Origin of the sequence: Flavivirga jejuensis, assembly GCF_030540765.1 — a bacterium.
Classification (GTDB): domain Bacteria; phylum Bacteroidota; class Bacteroidia; order Flavobacteriales; family Flavobacteriaceae; genus Flavivirga; species Flavivirga jejuensis.
The window spans coordinates 144130-170434 of the sequence record NZ_JAUOEL010000001.1 but is presented as its reverse complement, the minus strand read 5'-3'; the positions used below and the strand labels follow the sequence as shown (position 1 = coordinate 170434).

Annotated in this window: 25 protein-coding genes and 2 tRNA genes; 13 read left to right on the top strand and 14 right to left on the bottom strand. The window is 31.7% G+C overall.

The features are described from left to right. Nucleotides 1-33 precede the first annotated feature (33 nt). Nucleotides 34-1515, bottom strand: coding sequence for a T9SS type A sorting domain-containing protein (locus tag Q4Q40_RS00805; RefSeq protein ID WP_303299769.1), 1482 nt, complete (start codon nt 1513-1515; stop codon nt 34-36). Between the two features lie 1150 nt (nt 1516-2665). Here Q4Q40_RS00805 and Q4Q40_RS00800 point away from each other — a divergent pair. The 3 genes from Q4Q40_RS00800 (at nt 2666) to Q4Q40_RS00790 (ending at nt 4996) form a co-directional block, all read left to right on the top strand. Then, entirely contained in the window at nt 2666-3130 is a 465-nt protein-coding gene (locus tag Q4Q40_RS00800) for a hypothetical protein (protein ID WP_303299768.1), read from the top strand. 126 nt (nt 3131-3256) lie between these two features. Continuing rightward, nucleotides 3257-3637, top strand: coding sequence for a VOC family protein (locus Q4Q40_RS00795; protein ID WP_303299767.1), 381 nt, complete (start codon nt 3257-3259; stop codon nt 3635-3637). Nucleotides 3638-4057: 420 nt separating this feature from the next. Further along, nucleotides 4058-4996, top strand: a complete 939-nt coding sequence (locus Q4Q40_RS00790; RefSeq protein ID WP_303299766.1) for a pyridoxal-phosphate dependent enzyme — start codon at nt 4058-4060, stop codon at nt 4994-4996. 224 nt (nt 4997-5220) lie between these two features. Here the strand turns inward: Q4Q40_RS00790 and Q4Q40_RS00785 are convergent. From Q4Q40_RS00785 to rseP, 11 genes are all read right to left on the bottom strand, one after another. Continuing rightward, a tRNA-Asn gene (locus Q4Q40_RS00785) sits at nt 5221-5290 on the bottom strand. Nucleotides 5291-5433: 143 nt separating this feature from the next. Then, the gene (locus Q4Q40_RS00780; protein WP_303299765.1) at nt 5434-5613 is read right to left on the bottom strand and encodes a JAB domain-containing protein; all 180 of its coding nucleotides are present in this window, start codon (nt 5611-5613) and stop codon (nt 5434-5436) included. Nucleotides 5614-6002: 389 nt separating this feature from the next. Then, complete coding sequence (locus Q4Q40_RS00775; RefSeq protein WP_303299764.1) at nt 6003-6257, bottom strand: hypothetical protein; 255 nt, start codon at nt 6255-6257, stop codon at nt 6003-6005. 115 nt (nt 6258-6372) lie between these two features. Beyond that, entirely contained in the window at nt 6373-6714 is a 342-nt protein-coding gene (locus Q4Q40_RS00770) for a hypothetical protein (RefSeq protein ID WP_303299763.1), read from the bottom strand. Between the two features lie 561 nt (nt 6715-7275). Beyond that, entirely contained in the window at nt 7276-7569 is a 294-nt protein-coding gene (locus Q4Q40_RS00765; RefSeq protein ID WP_303299762.1) for a hypothetical protein, read from the bottom strand. Between the two features lie 944 nt (nt 7570-8513). Beyond that, nucleotides 8514-8780, bottom strand: coding sequence for a hypothetical protein (locus tag Q4Q40_RS00760; protein ID WP_303299761.1), 267 nt, complete (start codon nt 8778-8780; stop codon nt 8514-8516). A 112-nt stretch (nt 8781-8892) separates the two neighbouring features. Continuing rightward, entirely contained in the window at nt 8893-9702 is an 810-nt protein-coding gene (locus Q4Q40_RS00755; protein WP_303299760.1) for a membrane lipoprotein lipid attachment site-containing protein, read from the bottom strand. 342 nt (nt 9703-10044) lie between these two features. Then, nucleotides 10045-10251, bottom strand: coding sequence for a DNA binding protein (locus Q4Q40_RS00750; RefSeq protein WP_303299759.1), 207 nt, complete (start codon nt 10249-10251; stop codon nt 10045-10047). Between the two features lie 107 nt (nt 10252-10358). Next, on the bottom strand, nt 10359-11552 hold the full coding sequence (locus tag Q4Q40_RS00745) for a site-specific integrase (protein WP_303299758.1): 1194 nt from the start codon (nt 11550-11552) through the stop codon (nt 10359-10361). A gap of 184 nt (nt 11553-11736) precedes the next feature. Then, nucleotides 11737-11810: transfer RNA gene (locus Q4Q40_RS00740), tRNA-Asn, on the bottom strand. A gap of 72 nt (nt 11811-11882) precedes the next feature. Next, nucleotides 11883-13229: an RIP metalloprotease RseP gene (rseP, locus tag Q4Q40_RS00735; RefSeq protein ID WP_303299757.1), complete on the bottom strand. Its 1347-nt coding sequence runs from the start codon at nt 13227-13229 to the stop codon at nt 11883-11885. A 464-nt stretch (nt 13230-13693) separates the two neighbouring features. Between rseP and Q4Q40_RS00730 the strand changes: the two genes are divergently transcribed. The 4 genes from Q4Q40_RS00730 (at nt 13694) to Q4Q40_RS00715 (ending at nt 16998) form a co-directional block, all read left to right on the top strand. Next, the gene (locus tag Q4Q40_RS00730) at nt 13694-14368 is read left to right on the top strand and encodes an SCO family protein (RefSeq protein ID WP_303299756.1); all 675 of its coding nucleotides are present in this window, start codon (nt 13694-13696) and stop codon (nt 14366-14368) included. Nucleotides 14369-14440: 72 nt separating this feature from the next. Next, a complete protein-coding gene (locus Q4Q40_RS00725) occupies nt 14441-14677 on the top strand; it encodes a FeoA family protein (RefSeq protein WP_303299755.1) in 237 nt (78 codons plus the stop codon). After that, the gene (feoB, locus tag Q4Q40_RS00720; protein ID WP_303299754.1) at nt 14670-16769 is read left to right on the top strand and encodes a ferrous iron transport protein B; all 2100 of its coding nucleotides are present in this window, start codon (nt 14670-14672) and stop codon (nt 16767-16769) included. Before Q4Q40_RS00725 ends, feoB begins: the two co-directional genes overlap by 8 nt. A gap of 91 nt (nt 16770-16860) precedes the next feature. Next, nucleotides 16861-16998 carry a FeoB-associated Cys-rich membrane protein gene (locus tag Q4Q40_RS00715; RefSeq protein WP_303299753.1) on the top strand — a complete coding sequence of 46 codons (138 nt, stop codon included), beginning with the start codon at nt 16861-16863 and terminating at the stop codon, nt 16996-16998. A 36-nt stretch (nt 16999-17034) separates the two neighbouring features. Here the strand turns inward: Q4Q40_RS00715 and Q4Q40_RS00710 are convergent, their stop codons facing one another. Then, a complete protein-coding gene (locus tag Q4Q40_RS00710; protein ID WP_303299752.1) occupies nt 17035-17691 on the bottom strand; it encodes a metal-dependent transcriptional regulator in 657 nt (218 codons plus the stop codon). Nucleotides 17692-17791: 100 nt separating this feature from the next. Between Q4Q40_RS00710 and Q4Q40_RS00705 the strand changes: the two genes are divergently transcribed. The 6 genes from Q4Q40_RS00705 to Q4Q40_RS00680 all read left to right on the top strand — a co-directional run bounded on the left by Q4Q40_RS00705 (nt 17792) and on the right by Q4Q40_RS00680 (nt 25693). Further along, complete coding sequence (locus Q4Q40_RS00705) at nt 17792-20008, top strand: TonB-dependent receptor (RefSeq protein ID WP_303299751.1); 2217 nt, start codon at nt 17792-17794, stop codon at nt 20006-20008. Nucleotides 20009-20046: 38 nt separating this feature from the next. After that, the gene (locus tag Q4Q40_RS00700; RefSeq protein ID WP_303299750.1) at nt 20047-20958 is read left to right on the top strand and encodes a metal ABC transporter solute-binding protein, Zn/Mn family; all 912 of its coding nucleotides are present in this window, start codon (nt 20047-20049) and stop codon (nt 20956-20958) included. 333 nt (nt 20959-21291) lie between these two features. Further along, complete coding sequence (locus Q4Q40_RS00695; protein WP_303299749.1) at nt 21292-22029, top strand: metal ABC transporter ATP-binding protein; 738 nt, start codon at nt 21292-21294, stop codon at nt 22027-22029. 230 nt (nt 22030-22259) lie between these two features. Further along, nucleotides 22260-23387 (top strand): metal ABC transporter permease, encoded by a 1128-nt coding sequence (locus tag Q4Q40_RS00690; protein WP_303299748.1) that lies wholly within the window; start codon nt 22260-22262, stop codon nt 23385-23387. After that, nucleotides 23380-24540 carry a metal ABC transporter permease gene (locus tag Q4Q40_RS00685; protein ID WP_303299747.1) on the top strand — a complete coding sequence of 387 codons (1161 nt, stop codon included), beginning with the start codon at nt 23380-23382 and terminating at the stop codon, nt 24538-24540. The genes Q4Q40_RS00690 and Q4Q40_RS00685 overlap by 8 nt, the downstream gene beginning before the upstream one ends. Before the next feature lie 793 nt (nt 24541-25333). Beyond that, nucleotides 25334-25693, top strand: a complete 360-nt coding sequence (locus tag Q4Q40_RS00680; RefSeq protein ID WP_303299746.1) for a YraN family protein — start codon at nt 25334-25336, stop codon at nt 25691-25693. Between the two features lie 96 nt (nt 25694-25789). On the opposite strand, the gene Q4Q40_RS00675 is transcribed toward Q4Q40_RS00680, so the two are convergent. Continuing rightward, nucleotides 25790-26293, bottom strand: a complete 504-nt coding sequence (locus Q4Q40_RS00675) for a hypothetical protein (protein WP_303299745.1) — start codon at nt 26291-26293, stop codon at nt 25790-25792. Nucleotides 26294-26305: the final 12 nt, after the last annotated feature.

Here is a 26305-nt window from a genome sequence, read left to right as displayed (position 1 = left end):
ATATGTATCCCTACTTATATAATTAGCAAGTTTTTACTTTACTATTTTCTTTATTAAGGTTTTGTTATCTTGAACTACTGTTAAAGTATATAATCCAGATTGGATGTTTGAGATATCAATAACATGACTTAATGGTAATACTGTTTTATAAACTTCTCTCCCAGATATATCATATAATGTTATATCTGTATTCCCTTTATTCTGAGGTTTTATATTTAATAAGCCATCTTTTACTGGATTGGGATAAATTGAAACACCAGTTAATGTATTTTCATTTGTACTAAGTGTTGTGCCAGATACAACTTGTATGTTATCTAATTGATAATCTTCGTTTCCGCTGTCGTTGCTTGCCACAATTCTTAAAATAAAATTAGTACTTGTTAATCCTGATAATGTTTGAACAAATTCTTGGTCTTCATTACTACCAAAACCAGCTATTGTAGATTCACTATAGGTATGACCATTACCATCATCTTGAGCTAAAGTAAATGTAGTACCACCATCTAAAGAATAGAATACGTCAAGAAAGTCTTCAACTTCATAAGTGGTTTCTCTAAAATTAATATCCAAACCAAAAGTAATAGTAGATTGCCCAGTAATATCAATAGCATCTGTATCAAAATTTACAGGGTCATTATCGCCAAGATCGTTGAATTCTAATACTTTATTACCCCCCTCGTCTACTACTCTGATAAAATCTCCAGAATTTTCTAATTGTTCATCATCACCAAGAGTCAATGTCCAGGGTACGGTAGGATAATCACCAGAATTTATAGCTGCGAATATTCCCGATCCGTTAACGCCAATGTCATCACCTGCGAAGCCTGCGCCATTTATACCATCATAACCAGCAAAATCTTCGCTATAAACACTTACTGCATTTCTTATAATATCAATATCATCAAATTCAAATTCTTCATCTCCACTATCGTTAAAGCCACTTAATCTAATCATTAATGTTCCAGCTGCTCCTGGGTTAATGACTTCTGAAAGCTCAAAATCATAATCTGTATTTAGTACTGCTCCTGGAATAAAGGTATGATCGGCATCTCCATTCCCCATATGATTCGGGATTTGTATAAATGTAGCGCCGTCGTCTAATGAATAAGAGATATCAATAAAGTCTTCAGTTCCCCAAGAACAATCACAGGAGCCATCAATATTAAAATCTACTTTACCTATATTAATGGTAACATCTCCCGTTTGAGAAGAAATATCTATAGGATCAAAAGTAACGCTACCTACGCCTTCTAGGTCTTGAAATTGTAATTCTTCAGAACTAACATCAATTCTTATATAATCGCTAGAACTATCACTGAAACTAACATCTGATGCATCAATAGTAAATGGAATACCAGCTGGGTAGCCTCCAATTGTAACAAATTGTATATCTTGTCCAACGATTCCAGTCTCTAATGCATAACTTTCAAAATCTTCTTCGAATAGAATTGCCTGAGCATTAATTACTTTTATTGAAGTAATTAAAATTAACGTAAATAGTAGTTTTTGTTTCATAATGAGATTATCTTTAGAACGGTTAATTAATTATGTCATAAAATTAAATTAACGTACACTTTCCAGACATAATTCGTATACCATATAGATACTACTAGTTTTGTATAATGTTATATAAAACTCCTTTTTTAGAGATTCTTTCAACAAATACACTGAAATGTTAATATAAAATCGTAAAATTCCTCTAGTTGAAAAACTTTTTGCAAAACCAAAAATGCAAGTCAGTAAGAACTAATGATACTTTCAAAAGTGAAAAAATATCTACGCGTTATCATAGTCATGAAACGGATTATAATTTAATTATTTTCTTTGTCACGAGTCTTTGTTGTTTAAAGACCTTTGCTTTCAATATTTGGTCCTTTGTAACCGATTTAAAAGAACGGAGGCTAATACGTGAGATAGTTCTTGTTTACTAACAGGCGTGCAAGTTCACTCCGTTCTTTTTTATTCCCTCAAACTTAATAACAATTTTATGAGTTATCAGTCTCCCCCGCCCCCCTCTTTTCAACATAATCATAATCATTCTTATGTGTGTTTTTATTTAAAACAAATCTAAAGGATTCGCGTGGAAAGATTATATATTGGAATTTCCTAGACTGAAATATAATTTCAAGGAATTAATGGATTCTCATTACGGATTTGATATTTACAATTCAGATCAAGCTAAAAGGGAATTTTTAGAACCTGATTTAATTCCGTTTGATTGAATTAGTCCAACCTAGTTGACATAGGGTTGTCTCTCACTCTATTTACTTTTGTGTCAAGTTAACTTTAAAAAAATAATTATTAATGGCACCAGCAACCTTATTACTGATGAGTTATCGTGGTCAAAAACAAAGGTCTTGTCTCTTTAGCCGAAGAGCCAAATATAACAATCATTAGGTATTAACACCTTAGAAGATAAAGGGGAACAAGCTATTTTACAATGGGATACTCATTTTACCGCCGAAAACAATAAAATAATTAAGATGTATATAATCGGTTTTGAACAGACTCTAAACATTGACATTGTTCAAAATTTAATAAAAAATTCGAAGGAAAAGTATTAGAAAGTTACATTAATAAACCATAATTTAGTTCTTACCATACCCCAAAATTAAACAACTCCTATTTGAAATTCAAATGGAGTTTAATAACACATTTTCTTACAGTGGAAGAATTATCAAAAAAAGAAATTGAAAATTTAGTTGAAAAATTTATTGATAAGACTTTACCTAAAACTCAATGGACACATGAAGCACATATAGTAGTTGCTTTGTGGCATAATTTAAATTACAACTTTCACGATGCTATAAAATTAATAAAAACAAGAATTAAGAACTATAATCTTGCTATTGGAACGCAAAACACGATTTCATCTGGTTACCATGAAACGCTGACAATATTTTGGATGATTATCACAAAAGATTTTATGTACAGAAATGATCACAAAAATATAAAGATTGCCTGTAATGATTTTTTACAAAGTACTGAGGCATTAAAAGAAACACCATTTCAATTTTATACCAAAGAAATACTTTTTTCAGCAAAAGCAAGAAGAACATGGGTCAATGGAAATTTAAAAAAACTTGAAATTCAAAAAATTGATGAAAACACATTTCGTTTTCATAGATAAAGCGTTTAAAATACATATAGCAGAACATCAAATATCTATAAATAATAAACGGAAAAGAATTAAAAAAAAGGACTTTCAGCTAATTGAATAAATTATCAAACGAATGTACAACAGAAAAGAAATATCATGATTAAACGAATAGAACATATCAACATGACTGTATCAAACCTTGAGAAAAGTTATGATTTTTACCACCAATTATTTGGATTCAAAAAAACATGGGAAGGAACAGCATTTGCCGAAATTGGTCAAGTAAGATGTTGTCACTTAGGAATTGGAGAAATATATCTGTCATTTTTTGAAGCAGAAGAACAAGGAAACTACCAACCCAACTACGGTATAAATGGAATAAATCATTTTGCATTTGAAGTTGAAAGTTTAATTCCTTTTAGAGAAAAGCTTAAGGAGTTAAATGTAAATATTCATATCGATGAAAATTATGAACCTGGAGAAAGAATCTACTTCTATGACCCAAATGGAGTTGAAATAGAACTAGTAGAATACTAAAAAAACAATCGATAAAACAAAAAAACGCCCCCAAAAAAACATGAACAAAAATTATAATTGGAACGCAGAGGAATATGAAACTAATTCTGCTAATCAAAAAGAATGAGGGAAAGAAATAATATCATCTATAAACCTCAATGGGGATGAGCGGGTATTAGATATTGGATGTGGAGATAGTACACTTATAATTTGGCAATAAAACATGGCTACGCTAGACAAAATGACTACCCCTTTACAAAAAACATCTAAACTTAAATCTAAATCGCGTAAAACAACTATAACAAAGGTTTTAAGCTAAATGCAAATGCAGAAAACAAAAAATGTGAGACCACATATAAAATGACTCTTTTTAGTTAGCGGCAAGTACAAGGTAAAACCATTAGTATCAAAAAACTAATAAAAAACGATCAAATAATTTTAATGATGGAACAAAAAAAAAATTATATTAAAACACCTGTTTTTAAATCTCACGAATTAAGTAAACAGTTTGGCTTAAATGTGAATTATAAAATGGAATGTTTTCAACCTTCTGGTTCTTTTAAAATTAGAGGAATGGATACCATTCTAAAAGAATTACACAGTCAAGGACATAGAAAAGTTATTGCATCCTCTGGAGGAAACGCCGGTTATTCACTAGCTTATGTAGCAAAACAAATGGGAATTACATTAAAAATAGTTGTTCCAGAAACAACATCTGAATATATGATTTCCAAAATCAAGTTATTGGATTCTGAAATAGAAATTTATGGAAAAAACTGGAACGAATCAAATGATTATGCTATTCAAAATTCAAAAATATTAAACGTACCTTATGTACCCCCATTTGACCATCCTCTCTTATGGAAAGGACATGCAAGTATTATAGATGAATGTGCTTTGCAAATGAACGAACCTGACAAAATTGTTGTTGCAGTTGGTGGAGGAGGTTTGTTATGCGGAATTTTTGAGGGCTTATTACGAAATGATTGGTTAAAAGTTAAAGTTGTTACAGCAGAAACGGAGGGAGCTGCTTCATTTGCAAAAAGTCATGAAGCCAGACAAATTATTGAATTGGAAACTATAAAAACAATTGCCACAAGTCTTGCAGCAAAAAAAGTTGTAGCAAAAACACTTGACTATGCTTCAAAGTTCGAAATTGAAACTTACGTAATGAATGACAAAACTGCTTTTAATGCGTGCAAAGATTTTTTCAATGAATATCATACACTTGTTGAGCCTGCTTGTGGTGCTGCAATTTCATATGCAAAATCAAAAAAAAACACCATTAAACCTAATGAAAACATCTTAGTAATTGTTTGTGGAGGAGTAAATATGGGAATGGATAAATTTTTAGAATATAAAGATAAATACCAACATTAGTAAAAAACCAACCGCTAACAATTTTAAAACACCTCAAGAATTACCCTAAGCCCGAAAAAACTAAATATGTATTTCCAATAATTTTAAAAAATAACCTCATTAACTTACGTCGAACTCAGGTTTAAAATTCATCATCATAAAATGTACCAATACAACAACCATAAATAATGTCAGAAAAGTGTATTTCATAAAAAAACCACTTAATTTCTTAAGTGGTTTTTTGCTCCTTCTCTTGGGCTCGAACCAAGGACCCTCTGATTAACAGTCAGATGCTCTAACCAACTGATTTACAAATTACTTTGTTTTCAATATATGAGAGGTACACCTTCCAACAATTTATCAATATCCGAAAACAAATCCTCTTATATTTTTATATTATCTATTAGTATATCTAGTTTTTAATTCAAAAAAAGTTTTTCCAAATCAATACTCTAAAGTTAGGTTTTCATCAGAAAAACTATAATACTTTTTTTTGTAACAATTAGATTATCTAATACGGTTATTGCAGCTTTTTTAATCTTACTGAATATTCTTTTATCTGCCTCACTTGGATTTAAATCACTACTCGGATGATTATGAGCCAGAATAATACTTGAAGATGCAGATTTTAACACCACAGCAAATAATAGTTTTAAATCAACTAAAGTACCTGATATACTTCCTTTAGATAAAAAGATGTATCCCTAATATTTCGTTGTCTTTATTAAGAAGTAACATTTTAAATTCTTCGTAAAGTTCAATTGTATCATTATCCTAATTATTTAATAATATTTCATAAGCAAATTGCTTCCCTTAACCTTAATACGTTCATGCTTTAATACCGTTAAGTTATATTTTAATTTCAGTTACAATTCTAGGCATTATTATATGTTTTAAACGAATGAATTATTTTATGTTATCTTAAATGAGCTTATATATAATTACAGGTTTACCTTATACGAGTTATTATGTTTTAAGTTGGTTTACTAAGAAATAAGTTTAGTTTCCAGAAGGAAGGGAAGATTAATTAATTTAAGACAATCTCAAAATGATGATAATAAAATGTCCTGTTCATTATAACATATACCATCTTATGGTTAGTATCTATTTTAACAGCTTCTACACCTATTTTTTGACCTTTTCTTAATCCCATAATACTGTATTTAGCTCTAACATAAAAGGGACAATACAGTTCTTTTAACTTATTTTTTTCTGTTACAATCATTAGTTTTGATGAGCTGCAATACATAAGCTTATCTAGTTGTTTGTCTTTTTTAGCCATGTTAAATAGATAAATATTGATTTGTTAATTTTTAATTGGAGCTAAAACAATTGGTTTTGTATATAAAAGGAAAACAGAAACTCTAATAGACTTAGAATCTCTGTTATAACCTAAACTATATTACCTCTGCTTCTTCAACCACATGCTCTTTAACCATCTCCTCAGTATTATCTACATATTGCCAAGTATGCTCTAATGTAATTCTTTTACCATCTTCGAGTTGGTACTCATAAGGTTCACATGCAACTTTCTTGATAGTACCTGGAAATTGGCATCCTATTACACTTTGACATGTAGTTTCGTCAAAAGTCGTTGGAACTGAGCATTTCTTAGCTGTAAAATACATTTTGCCTGTATTCTGGCTTTTTACTACCTCTACACCACCTTGTAAAATAAGCACGTAAAAATCTTCTCCTTGTTTTGTTGTTCTTTTTGCGTAGTCTGCTACTGAAATCATTTTTTAAAATTTTAGGTTAACAAAAGGGCGGGGGAATGACCCCAGCCCATGCAACCCCAGGGATTGGTGTGGAATTATTAATCAGTTTTGCAGACAAAAAACTTTTTAATAAAACCTAATCCCCAAAAATTTTCCAAAAATTTTTTTTAGTGTTTTATTTTTTCTTCTGGAAATTTAAGTTCACATTATTAAACTTATCTCGTGTGTCAAACCATTATATGGTGTAACTTTCCAGAAGATGGGAAAATTTATAATATAATCGTAAAAATAGTTTATTGTTTTACCAGAGTGAAAGCATATTTTAAGAAGTTTTGGAACAAAAATTAAGCTAAGATAATTTTATGTTACTTCTTGTTGGTTTATTTACACCAGATTGGTGTATTCTACTCAGATTTGTGTTTTTACATAAGCAATGATAATGTATACTGAGAGCAGTAAAATGAGCTGAGAGTAAATGCTCGATTTGTATCACGAATTTTTACAGCTCTACAAAAATAAATTGCTTCTTAGTAGTATAAGAAATAGTTATAAGTAGCTTAACTTTATTAAAATCGAATAAGATTACTTTACTAAATCTTTAATAGTTCTTTTTAATTCAACTTTAGAGTATATCAAAGCTCTTCTGCGGTTACAAATCCTCTCATCTATAGTTTTCCCTTTAAATTCACGTCTGATCAGATATGCATGTTGTCTTGCTAAAATTGTAATATTATTACCAGATTCAGGTTCTCCTCCATATTTCTTTATTTCAGACACCAAAAAATCCTTAAGATCTAATTCACTACAGACCTTATTAAAGAGCAGTCTCCTTTGCTGTAATATTTCAGTTTTTTTTCTTCTCCTTCCATTTTTCATGCTTGTTCCTCTTTATTTTCTATTATATTCTATCTCTTATACTTTGTGTTTTATATTTTGGTTGGTTTGTATTATCTCTTGCAGGTATGTTTTGGATTAAACATACTCCCCCCAGTAAAAAATTCAACAAAAAGTCCTTGTTGACAGGAGTATGTTTAGATTTAGATTATCACTTGCAGTGTAAGCTCCATCATAAACAGCTAGCTACACAATAGGTGCCAGTACTAGCATTTGGTGAATTTTGGTCACTTATTAAAGTGTCTATTAACCCCCACAGGTATCACCTTGTACAACCTTGCCCTCTGTATTTGTAAGGCTTCTTTAACTTTCCCCCAACGTATTTAGCCAAAAAGAAAAGTCTATCTAACAAATTTTACAGCTTTATTTAGAATGGCTGCCCTGTTTAAAGATAACAGTGGCGAAACTCACGAGTATCAACACTCTAAAATTATTTAAAAACTCTTTATAAAGTTTGTTTACAGACTTTTCAGATAAGTTTTAAGCAAAGAAAAATCCTAATTATTGACTTTGGCGGAACACTTAATTAGGGTTTTATATATCGAGATTTTAATCTCTTTTTAACAAAATTTTCGACTTAAAAGTCCCACCAAAAACAGTACATAAAGATAATGAAAATGTTGCTTTTTTTACTTATTTTTTGATCTATTTACAAAAAAGAAATAAACATATAATGTTGATAAATAGATAATTATAAGACTAAATATCATTTCTAGGGTAGTTTAGACACAGCTAAGTTATTTAAGTATTATATAAAGTCATTTCAACTGTTTTAAACTACTTTATCATTTTAAACAGAATGTTGCATTATGAGTTAATATACTAGCATAAGATTTCATATACTTCATTTAAAATAAAAAATAAAGCTTTAAAATAAATTCCGTGTTTAAAGCAAGATTATGGTATTATAATATGAAACCTTGTTTTTATATTTCACCTCCGTATAGTTTAACTAAGTGTCTGAATGCTTTTTCCATCCTTTCTGGCAAATCATCTTCTTTAAAGGAGATTGACAATATGATGTCCATACTATTGCCTGGCTTTGGAGATATCATATCATTTTTATTAAAACCTCCTAGCCCTGTTATTATAGATTTTCCCTTCCCAACCAATGTTAACCACATGTTTTCATCTTTTTCACAAATAATTATATTTTCTAATAACTGTAAAATGGCTATCCTTCCAAAACGCACTTTATATCCATCAAAACCATCAAAAACACCAGTTTCATTGTTAAAAGCTACTCCATAACGTTGCAGATTACCAGCACCATAATTTGAGAGCTTAGATAAGTTCCGTCTACTTTTAATTATAGGAAAAAATATCTACATCTGAACTATATTTAGTTGTGTACGTAGCTTTTGTGGGGTATTCGTCTTGATCATATTCATAGATTGCAGAAAAAATTTGAGTACTATCTTCATTATAAGCTTCTTTTACGTTATTTAAAGACATGAAAAGCCCTTTCACATCAAGAGAATTGCATGTTTCTATATGAAACAATCCAAATTTTTGAAATAGCGGATAAAGAGGGTTTGCTTTATCATCATAATTATATGATCCAATATTCGTTTTAATTGGGTTGTTATTTTCATCGAATTCTTCTACTATAAGTGATATTGTGGGTCCTCCTTCATACTCTATAACCAATAATTTAGAAATCCTGTTATTTTGGTCATATTCGATATTGATTTTTAAAACAGTCCTTACACCCATTGAAACATTACTTTCTTCTTGCTCAATTACTCGATCTTGGTTGTCATACTTTATAGAACCAACTACATTAAAATCTTCTTTTGGTATGTCGATTAATAAATCTTCTGGATTAAATCCAGATTTACGGTAATATGTTTCTATTTTATTATTAGTACCGTATTTAAATTGATACAACATGCCAGAACATCCATAAATTAAGGCTTTAACCAACCTATCATTATTATATACAAACTGATCTGGGAAATACCCTCCATGTTCCTGTTGATACTTTTTTGAAACCATTTGTTTTATAAACTTCGTAGTTCCTGTAGATGGATTATCTGGATTGTTTGTTTCGTCAGAACTACTGCAAGCTGTTAATATCAGAGTTAAGACTAATAATGAAATGATTTTTTTCATTTTTTAATGATTTTAATTTAGTAGAGGCAACTATAAGTTTATAAAAAGAATAAGGTGTGCCTCTCATGCCTTATGTCAGCTAATCAGAAGTTCCGCCAGAAACTTTAACTATACCAACAGCAATGAGATGACACACCCGTATCGAGTGTGCATCTGCTTATTACTGCTCCTATAGTTAATTATTGAAATCTGGCGGATTCCTGATTAAGGAGACTTTTAAGCAAACACTTAATTCTTATGTCCTATGTTATGTGATATAACCTATCACATGGTAAATGTAAGTATTTTAACAATTCTTACATAAAAAAACTAATCAATTAATTTTCGTTGGCTTCTTCTGTACTACTTGATTTCACTAATATCATTAGCTTTAATTATTGTAACTCCCTTTAAGTTTTCTACAAACCTCAATTTTCCTTCTGATTTAAGGCTATCAAAATTTTCATCAGGTTCAAAAAAACCAATCTTAAGTTCTCCATTAATAAAATTAACTTTTACAGAATTATGTGTAATTAATGTTTTATATATTATAGTATCAATCCATTTCATGATTATAAATTTAAAATGATTTCAAAAATATTTATATTAATTAAATGAAAAAAGGATTTTGATTGTGCTAAACTTAAAAAACACGTATTTTTAATAATAAAAACAAGCTAACCTCTTCCATTTAACCTACTCATCTCTAAACTAACCTTTTTCTGTACAACTTTACCGTAGCTATCCTGTGTTATCTTCATGCTAGAATGTCCTAACAGCTCACTAACTATCTCCATTGGTACATCATTATATAACAATACCGTACTTGCAAAGGTTTTCCTAGCCATATGAGTTGTTAGCCTCTTATTTATATTAACTAAACCTGCAATTTCCTTTAAATAAGAATTATATCGTTGATTGCTAATTCTAGGAAAAACATATGCTTTATCACTTCTTTGTAACTCTATAATCTCTAACGCTTTTGGTAATAATGGAATAGACAGTTCTTTAGATGTTTTTTCTCGCTGCATTTTAATCCACAAGTTGCCATCAAATCCTTTAATAATATTAGATTGCTTTAAATTCATCAATTCTCTATATGGAAGCCCTGTATAACAACAAAACACAAACAAATCCTTAATAAATTGTAGTTTAGGTTGTATAAATATATATTTCTCTAATATTTTCAGCTCTTCTGGAGACAAAAACACAACTTCTGTTCTCACCGTTTTAGTTTTATATAGTATAAATGGGTCTTTATCTAAACAGTTTTCTGCTATAGCAACTTTAATTATTTTTCTAAAGCGTTGAATCTTTTTATTAATGGTGATCTGCTTTAACTTCTGTTGTGTTTTATAGTAATACTCCAATTCTGTTATAAAGTTAGGTTCTAGCTTTTTTAATGGTATATCGTTAATTTTAAACTTCCATTTTATAAATGATTTTATATCTTTTTTGATGTAGTAAAATTTATTCCATGTTACTTGTTTAATATCAATATTTACAAGTGTTTTAAGCTTATTTAAGTGTTTTTCATAATACTCTACGGTGTTATGTTCTTTTTGTGTTTTTTCACCTTTATAAAGGCTATAAATATCATCTACAGCAAAGCTTTCTTCTTTAACTTGTAGTAATAAAAAAGCCTTATTAATTTTAGGTTTAATAAGGCTTAGTTGATTGTTGATATAATCACTATCTGCTTCTAGCGGTTTTACTTTTTGTTGTTTACTATTCCAGTGGTCAGGATTAATAAAGAGTCCCGTTGAGAATTCTTTCCTAACTTTATTGTAAGTTATTCTGCATCTAATTGGACACTTCCCCTTAGAATTTGTTTTAGACTTATATAATAAATATAGTATATTTAATTTCATGATTTTTAATAGATTATTAATAGTACACCTTGAAGAAATAATGGTACACCTAATTGTATGCCCTTTTTTATAAAAAAATTGATTAATCTGTATTTGAAGTAAAATGTACCAATACAACAAGCATAAATAATGTCAGAAAAGTGTATTTCATAAAAAAACCACTTAATTTCTTAAGTGGTTTTTGCTCCTTCTCTTGGGCTCGAACCAAGGACCCTCTGATTAACAGTCAGATGCTCTAACCAACTGAGCTAAGAAGGAGTATATGTTTTTGTCTTAGCGAGCGCAAATATATATTTTTTTTTAGTTACTACAAATAAAATTTCAAAATATTTATCCAAAAATAGCTTTATAAATATCATTCCCATTTGCAAACAAAACTAAAGCTATTAAAATAAAGAATCCTACCATTTGAGCATACTCCATAAACTTGTCGCCAGGTTTTCTTCCAGACACCATTTCATATAGTAAAAACATCACATGACCACCATCTAAAGCTGGTATCGGTAATAAGTTTAAGACACCTAACATAATTGATAGAAAAGCTGTAATATTCCAAAATACTTGCCAGCTCCAAAAGCTTGGAAATATATCATAAATAGCTTTAAATCCTCCAACACCTTTATAAGCTCCTGTACTAGGCGTAAAAATAGCTTTAAACTGTGTCATATAAGACGATATCTTATCTCCTGTTTTCTTTAACCCTATAGGGAAAGATTCAAAAAAACCATATTCTATAGTTTCAAATTCATAATATCCTAAAGCAGCTAAAGTTTCAGGGGTAGATCCTGATGCATAAGCCAATCCTAACTTACCCTCTTCATCTATTTTTAATGGTAAAGTAATTTCTGCATTATCTCTTAAGATCTTGGCACTAACCTCTTGTCCTTTAAGTTTTTCTAATCCAGATTTAACCTGATCGATATACTTTGTTTTATAATCGTTTAACCCTATAATAATATCCCCTTTCTTAAGACCACTATTTTTATTATAAGAGGTATCTGGTACTTGAACAATAACAAAAGGCTCTCTTAAACTTATTAAGCCTTTTTCTTTAGAATCGATTAACTGAGCTAAAAAATCTTCAGGCATCGTTATTGTTGATTGCATCCCATTTCTTTCAACAACGATTTCTTTACCAAACAGTACTTTTTCAGAAATCTCAGAAAATTTTTCAATTTTATCGCCATCTACAGCAATAATTTTATCCCCTGTATGCAATCCTGCTTCGTTTGCTACCGTACTTTCAATTAAAAGACCATCTTTAATATTTTCATTTGGCAAATATTTATCCCCATAAAAATAACTCATCCCAACATAGATAAGAATCGCTAGTAAAAAATTTACTGTAACACCACCTAGCATAATAATTAAACGTTGCCATGCTGGCTTAGATCGAAATTCCCAAGGTTGTGGTTCTTGAGCCATTTGCTCAGTATCCATACTTTCATCAATCATTCCTGCAATCTTCACATAGCCTCCTAGTGGTAGCCAACCTATGCCATAAACAGTATCACCTATTTTTTTCTTGAACAATGAAAATTTCACATCAAAAAATAAATAAAATTTTTCTACTCGTGTTTTAAAAGCCTTTGCAGGTATAAAATGCCCTAATTCATGCAAAATGATTAGCAATGAAAGACTTAGTAAAAATTGAGATATTTTAATAATAAACTCCATATGACTTTGATCGTATTTTTATAACCGCACAAAAGTAAGCTTTTAAACCAACTTTAAAAAGGCAATTACAAGATGCACGCCTTTTTAACAAGAATTTAAGCATAAATAAACTCTTTTAGTACATGACAAAAATTACCAAATACTTTTTATATGCCTGGTCGAGCCTTTCGGCTCCACTCAAGACAAGCCAAAGTCGAGGCCTTATTTTTATTGATAATTTTAATTTAAAAACCTCTCGACTGCGCTCGAGGATACGTGGCGTAAATAATTATTAAACAGGTATTTGTGCTGATTTTACTTTTTTTTGTCATGCACTTAGATAAATTCTATATATTTAAATTTTATATTCTATTCCTTTGTTTTAAAAGGTTTGATGTAACATTTATAAAATCATTTCTTTTTTTAATTATATTTTTAGCCATCGATGTTTCATTGTATTTTTGTATAAATTTAATTTGCTAAAAATGTTATCATTTTTCAAGAATTACAGAGGATTTGCCATTGCCTTTGCTATTATTTCTATTATTATAGTTTCAATTATTTATAATACTTTAAATGTTTACCAACCGCTTCCTGTTTACCAACCTACTATGGTAAGTACCGAATTAGTAGATAGCACCATTCAATACAAAAAAAAGTATCATAAAATAGCCGATTTTTCGCTTATTAATCAAAACGGAAAAACAATTACACAAAACGATTATAAAGATAAAATATACGTAGCCGATTTCTTTTTTACGACCTGTCAAACCATTTGCCCTATTATGACTGACCATATGGTGCAAATACAACAAGAAATTATTAATGATAACGACGTTATGTTACTTTCTCACTCGGTAACACCTCAAATAGACACTGTTGCTCAACTAAAACGGTATGCTAAACAAAAAGGAGTGAATGCTAGCAAATGGAATTTAGTTACAGGCGACAAAAAACAGATATATCAACTTGCCAGAAAAAGCTATTTGGCTGTTAAAGATAATGGGGATGGAGATCCTTTCGATATGGTACATACCGAAAACTTTATGCTTATTGATAAAAAGCGCCAAATAAGAGGCTTTTATGACGGTACAGATGAAAAGGAAATTGACCGTTTACTTGACGATATTATAATCCTAAAAGAAGAATATCAAAAATAGTTTTTTACCAACCATTTTTTTAGACTACTTTTTTACACTATTTTTGACTCTTTAAAATCAATCTAAATAAGCTTGCAAGACACTTTAGCACATCTCAAACGTGGTGAAAAGGGCATTATTACCGATGTTTCATCTATTCATATCCCATTAAAACTCCTGGAAATGGGATGCTTACCAGGCAATTCTGTTCAACTCGTGCAGCTTGCTCCTTTTCAGGATCCTATGTATTTAAATATTAATGGAACACATTTAGCTATTAGAAAGGAAACTGCTTCACATGTTTTAATCGAAAAAATAGCGGATGAGTAAACAGATAAATGTTGCCTTAATTGGCAATCCGAATACAGGAAAAACATCCGTTTTTAATGCACTAACAGGATTAAACCAAAAAGTTGGCAATTATCCAGGGATAACGGTTGAAAAAAAGGAAGGCATCTGTAAACTACCACGAGGGGTTAAGGCTCATATTATTGATTTGCCTGGAACTTATAGTTTAAACGCTTCTTCTCTTGATGAAAACGTAGTTATAGAACTCCTTTTAAATAAAAATGACAAGGATTTCCCAGACATAGCAGTCGTTGTGAGTGATGTTGAAAACCTAAAACGAAACCTGCTACTATTTACACAAATTAAAGATTTAGAAATCCCAACCCTGCTTGTTATTAATATGTCAGATAGAATGCTTTACAAAGGCATCTCACTAGATATTGCCTACTTAGAAGAGCATCTTCAAACAAAAATTGCTTTAATAAGTACAAGAAAGAATGAGGGTATTGATCATTTAAAAAACCTCATTTCTAATTTTAAAGACATGTCTGTAGTGCCTTGCTTAAGTGCTTCAGAGATAGACCAAGACTATTTTGATAGCTTACGCAAAGCGTTCCCTAATCAACTTTTATATAAACTTTGGTTAGTCATCACACAAGATGTTAACTTCGGAAAAACAGATAGAAACCAAATTGAAGCCGTCGCTAATTTTAAAACTAAAAGCAAAGGAGACTTAAAACGCTTACAGCAAAAGGAAACTATTAAACGCTATCAATTTATAAATAATGTTCTTAAAAAAGGACAAACAATTGATGTGTCTCAAGCCAAAGATTTGCGATCAAAACTAGATCGTATTTTAACTCATAAAGTTTGGGGGTATGCTATTTTTTTTGTCGTTCTGCTCACTATTTTTCAGGCAATTTACGACTGGTCTAGCGTACCAATGGATTTTATCGACACTGTTTTTGCCTCATTAAGCGAATGGGCTAAAAACATGCTACCAGGTGGTGCTTTTACCAATTTATTAGCAGAAGGTATTATTCCTGGTCTTGGTGGTATCGTTATTTTTATTCCACAAATTGCTTTCTTATTCTTATTTATAGCTGTACTTGAGGAAAGCGGTTATATGAGTCGTGTTGTGTTTTTAATGGATCGTGTCATGCGTCGTTTTGGTTTAAGCGGCAAAAGTGTTGTCCCATTAATTTCTGGCACAGCCTGTGCCATACCAGCCATTATGGCCACAAGAAATATTGAAAGTTGGAAAGAACGTTTAATTACTATTTTAGTAACACCATTTACAACATGCTCCGCAAGGCTTCCTGTCTATTTAATTATTATATCGCTTGTTATTCCAGAAGGACGTTTTCTTGGTTTAGGTTATCAAGCTTTAACACTCATGCTTTTATATTTAATTGGTTTTGGAACTGCTGTTGTTTCAGCATATATTCTAAATAAGATTCTAAAAATAAAAAGCAAAACATTTTTTGTAGTTGAAATGCCTAATTACAAGCTACCTATGTTTAAAAATGTAGCTTTAACCGTTATTGAAAAAACAAAGTCCTTTATCTTTGGTGCAGGTAAAATCATTCTTGCCATATCCATTGTTCTTTGGTTTTTGGCTTCTTATGGGCCTGGAGATAAGTTTGATAATGCAGAGGCTATAGTTAAATCAGAATATAGAACTCAACACTTAAGCAAAGAAGAGTTACAGCAAAAAATAGCATCACATAAATTAGAACACTCCTTTATTGGTATTACGGGACGTGCTATTGAACCCGCTATACGTCCACTTGGTTACGATTGGAAAATTGGTATTGCCCTAATAAGTTCTTTTGCTGCTCGCGAAGTATTTGTTGGTACATTAGCAACTATTTATAGCGTTGGAAGCGATGAAGAAGAAACTATAAAAAACCGAATGGCTGGTGAAGTCAACCATATTTTAGGCGGCCCATTATTTACATTTGCTTCGGGTATTTCGTTGCTGTTATTTTACGCTTTTGCTATGCAGTGTATGAGCACTTTAGCTATTGTAAAACGCGAAACTAATTCTTGGAAATGGCCCGTTTTACAATTAGTAATCATGACCGTTTTTGCTTATATTGTAGCATTAATTGCTTTTCAGTTTTTGAAATGATTGTTATTCCTGTGAACTTGTGCTGAATTCATTTCTGTAAATCAGGAATATTATACTTAAGGAAGTAAAAAGATTATCGACTAAACAAAACATGAACACCATTATTCAAAACATATTAGTCTTTACAGCAATGGCTTTCGCTATTAGCTTTTTAGTTAAAAAATTCTTCTGGAAAAAATCAAAAGCAAAAAAAGCTTGTGGTGGCGATGACGGTTGTGGTTGTCATTAATTTTATGGTCTTATTTGCCCTGCCTTAAAATTTACTTTAAGAAATCTTTACAAAAAGGTTATTGGCAATCATATTAGATATTATTAGTTCCTTCGTTTTTATCTTTATGGTGATAGAGTTATCAAAAGCTTCTCGGTGACAAACTTTCAATTCCGTTCCTAAAGCTATATTGTTTTTATCTAAATATTTTAAAAATTCTGACGAAGAATCCTGAACACCAACGCAGATACAATCATTCCCTATTTCCGCTTCAGAAAGTAAAATTTTATCAATCTTTTTAATATGACCCATTTTATCTGGAATAGGATCACCGTGCGGATCGTGGGTAGGGAACTCTAAAAATGCATCCAACTGACTAATTAATTTTTTAGACTTTATATGTTCTAATTGTTCCGCCACTTCATGAACCTCGTCCCACGAAAAATTTAATTTCTCAACCAAAAACACTTCCCAAAGTCTATGTTTTCTAACAATATTTATAGCAATCTCTTTTCCTTTTTGAGTTAAAGTGACTCCTTGATATTTTTTATAATCAACATAGCTCTTTTCAGAGAGTTTCTTAACCATATCGGTCACAGATGAAGCTTTTGTTTCCATCTCTTTGGCAATAGCATTCGTGCTCACATTATTAACACCATACTTTCCCAAATGATAAATAGCTTTAATATAATTTTCTTCTGTAAGGGTTATCATAACTATTATTTAGACAAAAACAAAGATAGGATAATTAATAATATAAAATAATTTTTAGATAAATCTAAAAATTATTTTATATTTGCATAAAAATTAAACAATGAGACATCTAACAATACTCTTCTTAAGTGCATTATCTTTTACAATAAACGCTCAAAATATAACTGGAAAAACGTTAACAAATGGAAACTCTTTACCTTATGTTAATATTTATTTGAAAAACTCAAAAAAGGGAGCCGTATCCAAAGATGACGGTTCATTTAAAATAAACGGAGTAAAAGATGGAACCTATACTGTTATTGCTTCATTCACTGGATATCAAACTCAAAGAAAAACAATTAATATAGACTCAAATGATGTGGTTGTCGATTTTGATTTACCAGAATCAGAATTACTTGATGAAGTTGTGGTTACAGGAACTTTAAAAGCAGTATCCCGTCTGGAAAGTCCTGTACCAGTTGAAGTTTACTCCCCCACATTTTTAAAAAAGAACCCAACACCCAATATTTTTGAAGCCTTACAAAATGTAAACGGCGTTCGCCCACAGATTAATTGTAATGTTTGTAATACAGGAGACATTCATATTAATGGTTTAGAAGGCCCCTATACCCTTGTGCTTATTGATGGTATGCCTATTGTAAGTGGGTTGTCTACTGTTTATGGGCTTTCTGGAATACCGAATTCCTTAATCGAGCAAATAGAAATAGTAAAAGGGCCTGCATCTTCACTTTATGGAAGTGAAGCCGTAGGTGGTTTAATTAATATAATAACAAAACTCCCAGAAAATGCCCCTCGGTTTTTTGCAGATAGCTACGCAACAGGCTGGGGAGAAGTTAATCTAGACTTAGGGTTTAAAACCAAAGTAGGAAAAAAAGCTAACGTGCTTTTTGGGACTAATTATTTCAACTATAACAACCCAATAGACAATAACGGAGACAATTTTACCGATTTAACCCTCCAAAATAGAATTTCTGTTTTTCAGAAATGGGATTTTAAACGTGATTCTAATAGACTATTTTCTTTAGCTGGACGCTATTTTTATGAAGATAGATGGGGTGGGGAAATGCAATGGAATTCTTTTTTTAGAGGAGGAGATGAAGTTTATGGCGAAAGTATCTACACGTCTCGTTTTGAACTTTTAGGAAAATATCAACTACCCGTAACAGAAAAGATTTTATTTCAATTCTCTTACACAGATCATGATCAAAATTCGGTATACGGCAATGTGCCTTATCTAGCGCAGCAGCGTATTGGTTTCGGGCAATTTACATGGGACAAACCACTTAAAAATCATGATTTACTCTTTGGGATAGCCGCCAGATACAATTACTACAACGATAGTACACCAGCTACCGTAGGTGCCGACGAAGTTGTAATCCCTTCTCTTTTTGCACAAGATGAAATTAAACTTAGTAACAAAAACACACTACTACTGGGAGCACGCTATGATTACGATAAAAGGCATGGTAATATATTTACCCCAAGAATTGCATATAAATTCAAACCTACAAGTGATGACGTTTTTCGGGTAAATGCAGGAACAGGTTTTAGAGTCGTTAATATATTTACCGAAGAACACGCAGCCCTTACAGGAGCAAGAGATGTTATCATTACAGAAGAATTAAAACCAGAACGTTCCTATAATGTTAATGTCAATTATCTTAAAAAGTTTTATACTAAATCGGGAGCTATTATAGGGCTAGATGCCTCTGCTTGGTATACTCATTTTACAAACCTAATTACACCAGATTACGATACAAACCCCAACCAAATTATATACGATAATTTAGAAGGCAAAGCTATTACTAAAGGGGTAAGTGTAAATTTAGATGCTATTGTAACCAGTGGTGTCAAGGTTTTAGTTGGTGGTACATTTCAAGATGTATCGCAAACCGAAAATGGTATAAAACAACGTCAGATTTTAACCGAACGCTTTACAGGAACATGGGCTGCTTCTTATAAAAATTATAAATACAATTTAACGTTGGATTATACTGGAAACATATACGGCCCTATGCGTTTACCAACTTTAGGAGAATTTGATCCACGAAAAGAAAATTCACCAGTATGGAGTATACAAAACATACAATTAACTTATGATGGATTAACTAATTTTGAAATTTACGGAGGTGTGAAAAATTTATTAAACTGGACACCAAATAGAGGTAATCCTTTTATTATTTCAAGAGCCAATGATCCATTCGATAAAACCTTAGATGAAAACGACCCTACAGATTTACCTTTTGACCCATCATATGTTTACGGACCAAACCAAGGTATTCGTGCTTTTTTTGGCATGAGATATTCTTTTAAATAATTAAGTGCTTTTTAGTAATTTCACAACAAATTAAATACATGAAAAAATATCTCTACATAATCGTTATCAGTTTCCTTTTTTTAAGTTGTAAAAACGAAAAAAAAGCTAATGATAAATTTAATGTGGTAACTACCACATCTATGATTACCGACTTAGTAAAAAATATTGGAGGAGAACATATTAACCTACAAGGACTTATGGGTAGTGGTGTAGACCCACACTTATATAAAGCAAGTGAAGGCGATGTTTCCAAATTAGCTAATGCCGATATTATTTTTTACAACGGACTGCATTTAGAAGGTAAGTTAGTAGAAGTATTCGAGAAAATGCACAGTCAAAAGACCAAAACTATTGCAATTTCTGATGCTTTAGATGAAAAGACATTGATTGGTTCTGAGTATTTTGCTTCTAATTACGATCCACATATTTGGTTTAATGTGGAATATTGGATGTTAGCCACACATTTTATAGTTAATAAACTTTCAGAAGCAGTTCCAGAACAAAAAGCAACATTCGAAGCTAACGGTGCTAATTATATAAAACAACTAGAAGCGTTAAAAGCCAAATTAATAGCAACTATTGAAACGCTTCCAGAAGAAAAACGTATTTTGGTAACAGCTCACGATGCTTTTAATTATTTCGGAAAATCATTTAATTTTGAAGTGGTTGGTTTACAAGGCTTATCTACCGCTACCGAAGCTGGCGTTCAAGATGTTCAAAAGTTATCAGCTTTCATTATAGAAAAAAATGTAAAAGCTATCTTTATAGAAAGTTCAGTACCAAAACGTACTATCGAGGCTTTACAAGCTGCCGTAAATTCTAAAGGACACCATGTTACTATTGGCGGTTCTTTATATTCAGATGCGCTTGGAAATGCGGGTACTGCTGAAGGGACATACATTGGCATGTTTCAATATAATGTAAAAACTATTGTTAATGCACTTAAATAAGTTAGCAGTGTGCTGTATAAAAAACATCATTCCAAGGATAAAAAACATAAGAACCTTTTTAATTGGAACATGAAATTTTAATAATAAGGAGCTCCTTTCCTATTTTAGGAAAGGTGGTTTTCAATTTCCTAAGAAATTGAAAGTCGGAAAGGTAAATAACTAATATAATTTATGCTTAAATAAGTTAACAGTATCCAGTAGCAGTTTGCAGTACTTACTCAAACGTAAAGTTCACTGGTATACAAAAATAATATAAGCAGAAGTTCCTTACCTGTTTTAGGAAAGATGGATTCAGCTTAAAAAAGCTGAATTCGGAAGGGTAAAATAAGAAAAATGAAAAACAACATCGCAGTAAAAGTAGATGATTTAACCGTAGCATATAACTACAAACCTGTGCTTTGGGATATCGATTTAGAAATACCTGAAGGAGTTCTTATGGCTATTGTTGGACCAAATGGCGCAGGAAAATCAACACTTATAAAATCAATTCTTGGTATTTTAAAACCTATTGCTGGGAGTGTTAGTATTTATGGTAAATCTTATGAAAAACAACGGGCATTAGTTGCCTATGTACCACAAAAAGGAAGTGTAGATTGGGATTTCCCAACAACAGCTTTAGATGTTGTAATGATGGGAACATACGGCAGCTTGGGTTGGATAAAACGTCCTGGACAAAAGGAAAAAAAGATGGCTCTTGAGGCATTAGAAAAAGTAGGCATGCTCTCTTTTAAAAACAGACAAATAAGCCAACTTTCTGGCGGACAACAACAACGTATTTTCTTGGCGAGAGCTTTGGTACAAGATGCTTCTATCTATTTTATGGATGAGCCTTTTCAAGGGGTTGATGCCACTACCGAAATTGCCATCATCAATATTTTAAAAGAATTAAGAAAAGCAAATAAAACAGTTATCGTCGTGCACCACGATCTGCAAACGGTTCCAGAATATTTCGATTGGGTGACTTTTTTAAATGTCAAAAAAATTGCCACTGGCCCCGTTAAAGACATCTTTAATGATGATAATTTAACTAAAACCTACGGTATTAACTATAAAGTGAGTATACAGGAATGAAAAAGTAGGCAGTGTGCAGCAGCAGTGTGCAGTGCTTACTCGAAACGAATAAAAAAGTAAACAGTTTACAGCAGCAGTGTGCAGGGCTTACTCGAAACGAATAAAAAAGTAAACAGTTTACAGTGGCAGTATGCAGGGCTTACTCCAAAGGAATAAAACCTGAAACAAGTTCAGAATAATAAAAAATAAAATATGCGAAAAAGGGAAGGATTCTTGCCTTCGCAAGAATTATGGATATTACAGAATACATACAACTCGTTTTTACAGACTACACCTTAAGAACCATAACATTAGGTACTGCTATTCTAGGTGCAGTAACTGGCATGTTGGGTAGCTTTGCTGTATTACGAAAACAAAGCCTTTTGGGTGACGCTATTTCTCATGCTGCTTTACCAGGAATTGCCATAGCTTTTTTAATTACTGGAGCAAAAAACAGTAACGTTTTACTATTAGGTGCTTTAATTAGTGGTCTTGTTGGCACTTTCTGGATTCGTGGGATCATTAAAAGAACCCACTTAAAATCGGATACAGCCTTAGGACTTATTCTATCTCTGTTTTTCGGTTTTGGGATGCTCCTACTTACCTTTATTCAAAAGCAACCCAATGCCAATCAAGCTGGTTTAGACAAATATTTATTTGGTCAGGCTGCCACCTTAGTAGAAAGCGATGTTTGGCTTATGGTCATTGTAACAGGTGCTTGCCTTATTGTTTTATTACTCTTTTGGAAAGAATTTAAAATACTTCTTTTTGATGCCGACTATACAAAAACACTGGGTTTCAATACTAAATTTATTGATATTCTAATTACCACTTTTATTGTTCTAGCCATTGTACTAGGTTTACAAACGGTTGGTGTTGTACTTATGAGTGCTATGTTATTAGCGCCTGCCGCCGCCGCACGACAATGGACCAATAGCTTAGGGATTATGGTGTTTTTGGCTGCCATCTTTGGAGCCTTTTCAGGTGTTTTTGGAACAGCCATTAGTGCCAGTCAAAATAATCTATCAACAGGACCTGTAATAGTTATTATTGCTGGTGTATTTGTATTAATTTCTTTTATCTTTTCACCAAGTAGAGGCCTCCTTTTTAAACAAATTCGATTTATTAAAAACCGTCGGGATCTACAGCTTCATAAAACGTTAGCCTTCATGTACCACATTGCAGAAACTCATGATGATATTTCACATCCACACACCATAAAAATCTTAAATAATTTTCAAGGATTTACAAAAGGAACCCTTCAAAAATTGGTTGACAAACACTACGTAACCCTTCATGGAAGTGATTGGAGTTTAACAAAAGAAGGCTTTAAAACGGCTTCTAATTTATATAACCAACAATCTGAAAATAATGAGTAGCGCCCAGATAGAAATACAACTTATTGCAAGTCTAGTAGCTATTGCTTGTGCTATTCCAGGCACTTTTTTAGTACTTCGCAAAATGGCAATGATCAGTGATGCGATTAGTCATTCTATACTTCCTGGTATTGTTATTGGTTTTTTCATTACCCAGGATCTAAACTCACCTTTATTAATTCTTTTAGCCGCATTAACTGGAATTATCACAGTGATCTTGGTCGAATATATTCAAAAAACAGGTTTGGTAAAAGAAGATACTGCCATTGGGTTAGTATTTCCTATATTATTTAGTATAGGTGTGATTCTTATTGCTAAAAATGCTAACGACATCCATTTAGATGTAGATGCTGTCTTGCTAGGCGAATTAGCCTTTGCTCCTTTTGATAGGTTATTAATTGCAGGAGTGGATGTTGGTCCAAAATCATTATGGATTATTGGTAGTATTTTATTGATCACTATTGGATTATTACTTGCGTTTTTCAAAGAAGTTAAAGTCAGTACTTTTGATGCTGGTTTAGCAGCTTCTTTAGGGTTTTCTCCTGCAGTTATTCATTATGGACTTATGACGGTTTCTTCGGTTACAACCGTTGGCGCTTTTGATGCTGTTGGAGCTATTTTAGTAGTCGCTTTAATGATCGCTCCTGCTGCTACCGCTTATTTACTTACCACCAACTTAAAACGTATGCTCGTTTATGCTATTTGTTTTGGTGTATTCAGTGCCATTTCTGGTTATTGGTTAGCACATTTTTTAGACGCTTCTATTGCTGGTTCTATTACTACCATGTTAGGTGTCATCTTTTTAATGGTTTATCTATTTGCTCCCAGCAAAGGGGTTATTGCGGTGCTTTACAGAGAAAGACAACAGCGTACAGAAGTATCGTTACTTACTTTTTTATTGCATTTAAGAAATCATAATGAAGAAGAAGAACGCCATGTAAATCATCTTAACGAACATATTAATTGGCAAAAAGTGCGTAGTAAAACGGTGTTAGAATTAGCGCTTAAAAATAACATGATACTTATTGACAACAATATTGTGTCGTTAACAAAAAAAGGAAAAGACTTCACTTCTCAAGCTATCGATTATATTATTACCAACGAAGATTCAAAAATTGAACATATGAAAGATGATTTCTTTTTGTTTAGGGGTTAGTTCATTCAGAGATCTGTGTTAAAAATTTTAACTAGCGGGTGAAATGACGTAATTGGGGTATCATCCTATGTTTGCAAAAAGGTTAGTGTCATTCAGAGACCTGAGATAAAAAAAATATCAAGTGGAGGAAATGACGTTATTGAGTATGGTCAGGTTAGTAGTTTTTTTGTCATTCCTGCGAAGGCAGGAATCCACATGATCGAATATTTTTAATGTTATGAAAAACAACGCCTTAAAAAATAACGTCAATGGTAGATCTGTGTTAAAAATTTTAACTAGCGGATGAAATGACGTAATAGGAGTATCATCCTATGTTTGCAAAGGGTTCGTGTCATTCAGAAGGAGGTACGACTGAAGAATCTTTATCATTAATCTCTAAAGATTCTTCGCTGCGCTCTGAATGACAAGCACCTGAAGGTTAGTCGTTTACAAAACACATCAATGGTAGGCATCTGCAAAAATTTTAGCAAGCGGATAAAATGACGTAATTGAGGTGTCATCCTATGTTTGCAAAGGGTTCGTGTCATTCAGAAGGAGGTACGACTGAAGAATCTTTAGAGATTAGTTATAAAGATTATTCGCTGTGCTCTGGATGACAAACGATTATCAGAGTCGAAGAATCTCACTCTCTTTACATTAAAAAAAAATTCGCATGCATCACATCTGGAATTATTCCATTCCACATTATAATACTATAGTTGAAAATAATAATTCGTTTTTTGGGTTGGAAGTTAATTTGATTAATTAAATTGTAATCCTAACATAAGATTCCTGCCTATATCAGGAAGTTAATATGGCACAACACAACGAACTAGGAAAAAAAGGAGAACAATTAGCGGTCGATTTTCTTTTAAAAAACGGTTACGATATCGTGGAACGCAACTACCGATCTGGTAAAGCTGAAGTGGATATTATTGCCCAACAAAAAGATACACTAGCCATTATTGAAGTAAAAACACGCTCGACAACCGATTTTGGAAACCCACAAGATTTTGTGAAACCAAAACAAATTCAACGTTTAGTAAACGCAGTTGACGAATATGTAAACACAAATGATTTAGACGTCGAAGTCCGTTTTGATATTATAGCTATTGTAAAAGAAGGAAAAGGTTTTAATATTGAGCATTTGGAAGATGCCTTTTATCATTTTTAGAAACATATTAAAAACACAAAACCCTTTATTAAATAAAGGGTTTATGTAAATAATCAATAAATTTTCCTAAAATTATGATTCTTTAGTATGCCTTTTTTACTCTCCGTCAACAACAGTAAATTCACCACTATAACTGATATTTAAAACCTCATCGTTTGTTAAAGTTAGCACTCCCGATATAGAATAGTTACTACCGCTTCCACTCACAGTAATATCACCTGCTTTAACGCTTAGATTCTCATCATCGACCTCTAGATCTGCATAGGTGTAGTAAAAATCTGCCGATTCAGATGAAGTTTCAGAAATATATTTAAAAGTACCTGTTTTAAATGATTCGGTACCTTTTGAGAACAATTCTACATAAAAAACATAAGATACATCACTATCCGATTCACCAGACAATGTAAAATCATAGTTATAATAACCTTCTTCACCTTCGTAGTCTTCTATTTCAGAGCTAGTTATATCTACAACATCTTCCTTGTACTCTATAGTATCAGAAAAGTTTTCTTCTGCCGCTCCATCATCATCATTAGAACATGAGGTCGTCATTAATGAAACAAATAAAAACAAACAGCTTAATTTAATTAATTTTTTCATTTTAAATTTTAA

Bases quoted from the DNA above. Each gene is read 5' to 3' on its own strand.
- Q4Q40_RS00805 (WP_303299769.1), bottom strand. From the start codon at position 1,515: ATGAAACAAAAACTACTATTTACGTTAATTTTAATTACTTCAATAAAA.
- Q4Q40_RS00795 (WP_303299767.1), top strand. From the start codon at position 3,257: ATGATTAAACGAATAGAACATATCAACATGACTGTATCAAACCTTGAG.
- Q4Q40_RS00790 (WP_303299766.1), top strand. From the start codon at position 4,058: ATGATGGAACAAAAAAAAAATTATATTAAAACACCTGTTTTTAAATCT.
- Q4Q40_RS00775 (WP_303299764.1), bottom strand. From the start codon at position 6,257: ATGGCTAAAAAAGACAAACAACTAGATAAGCTTATGTATTGCAGCTCA.
- Q4Q40_RS00770 (WP_303299763.1), bottom strand. From the start codon at position 6,714: ATGATTTCAGTAGCAGACTACGCAAAAAGAACAACAAAACAAGGAGAA.
- Q4Q40_RS00765 (WP_303299762.1), bottom strand. From the start codon at position 7,569: ATGAAAAATGGAAGGAGAAGAAAAAAAACTGAAATATTACAGCAAAGG.
- Q4Q40_RS00755 (WP_303299760.1), bottom strand. From the start codon at position 9,702: ATGAAAAAAATCATTTCATTATTAGTCTTAACTCTGATATTAACAGCT.
- Q4Q40_RS00750 (WP_303299759.1), bottom strand. From the start codon at position 10,251: ATGAAATGGATTGATACTATAATATATAAAACATTAATTACACATAAT.
- Q4Q40_RS00745 (WP_303299758.1), bottom strand. From the start codon at position 11,552: ATGAAATTAAATATACTATATTTATTATATAAGTCTAAAACAAATTCT.
- rseP (WP_303299757.1), bottom strand. From the start codon at position 13,229: ATGGAGTTTATTATTAAAATATCTCAATTTTTACTAAGTCTTTCATTG.
- Q4Q40_RS00730 (WP_303299756.1), top strand. From the start codon at position 13,694: ATGTTATCATTTTTCAAGAATTACAGAGGATTTGCCATTGCCTTTGCT.
- feoB (WP_303299754.1), top strand. From the start codon at position 14,670: ATGAGTAAACAGATAAATGTTGCCTTAATTGGCAATCCGAATACAGGA.
- Q4Q40_RS00715 (WP_303299753.1), top strand. From the start codon at position 16,861: ATGAACACCATTATTCAAAACATATTAGTCTTTACAGCAATGGCTTTC.
- Q4Q40_RS00710 (WP_303299752.1), bottom strand. From the start codon at position 17,691: ATGATAACCCTTACAGAAGAAAATTATATTAAAGCTATTTATCATTTG.
- Q4Q40_RS00705 (WP_303299751.1), top strand. From the start codon at position 17,792: ATGAGACATCTAACAATACTCTTCTTAAGTGCATTATCTTTTACAATA.
- Q4Q40_RS00700 (WP_303299750.1), top strand. From the start codon at position 20,047: ATGAAAAAATATCTCTACATAATCGTTATCAGTTTCCTTTTTTTAAGT.
- Q4Q40_RS00695 (WP_303299749.1), top strand. From the start codon at position 21,292: ATGAAAAACAACATCGCAGTAAAAGTAGATGATTTAACCGTAGCATAT.
- Q4Q40_RS00690 (WP_303299748.1), top strand. From the start codon at position 22,260: ATGGATATTACAGAATACATACAACTCGTTTTTACAGACTACACCTTA.
- Q4Q40_RS00685 (WP_303299747.1), top strand. From the start codon at position 23,380: ATGAGTAGCGCCCAGATAGAAATACAACTTATTGCAAGTCTAGTAGCT.
- Q4Q40_RS00680 (WP_303299746.1), top strand. From the start codon at position 25,334: ATGGCACAACACAACGAACTAGGAAAAAAAGGAGAACAATTAGCGGTC.
- Q4Q40_RS00675 (WP_303299745.1), bottom strand. From the start codon at position 26,293: ATGAAAAAATTAATTAAATTAAGCTGTTTGTTTTTATTTGTTTCATTA.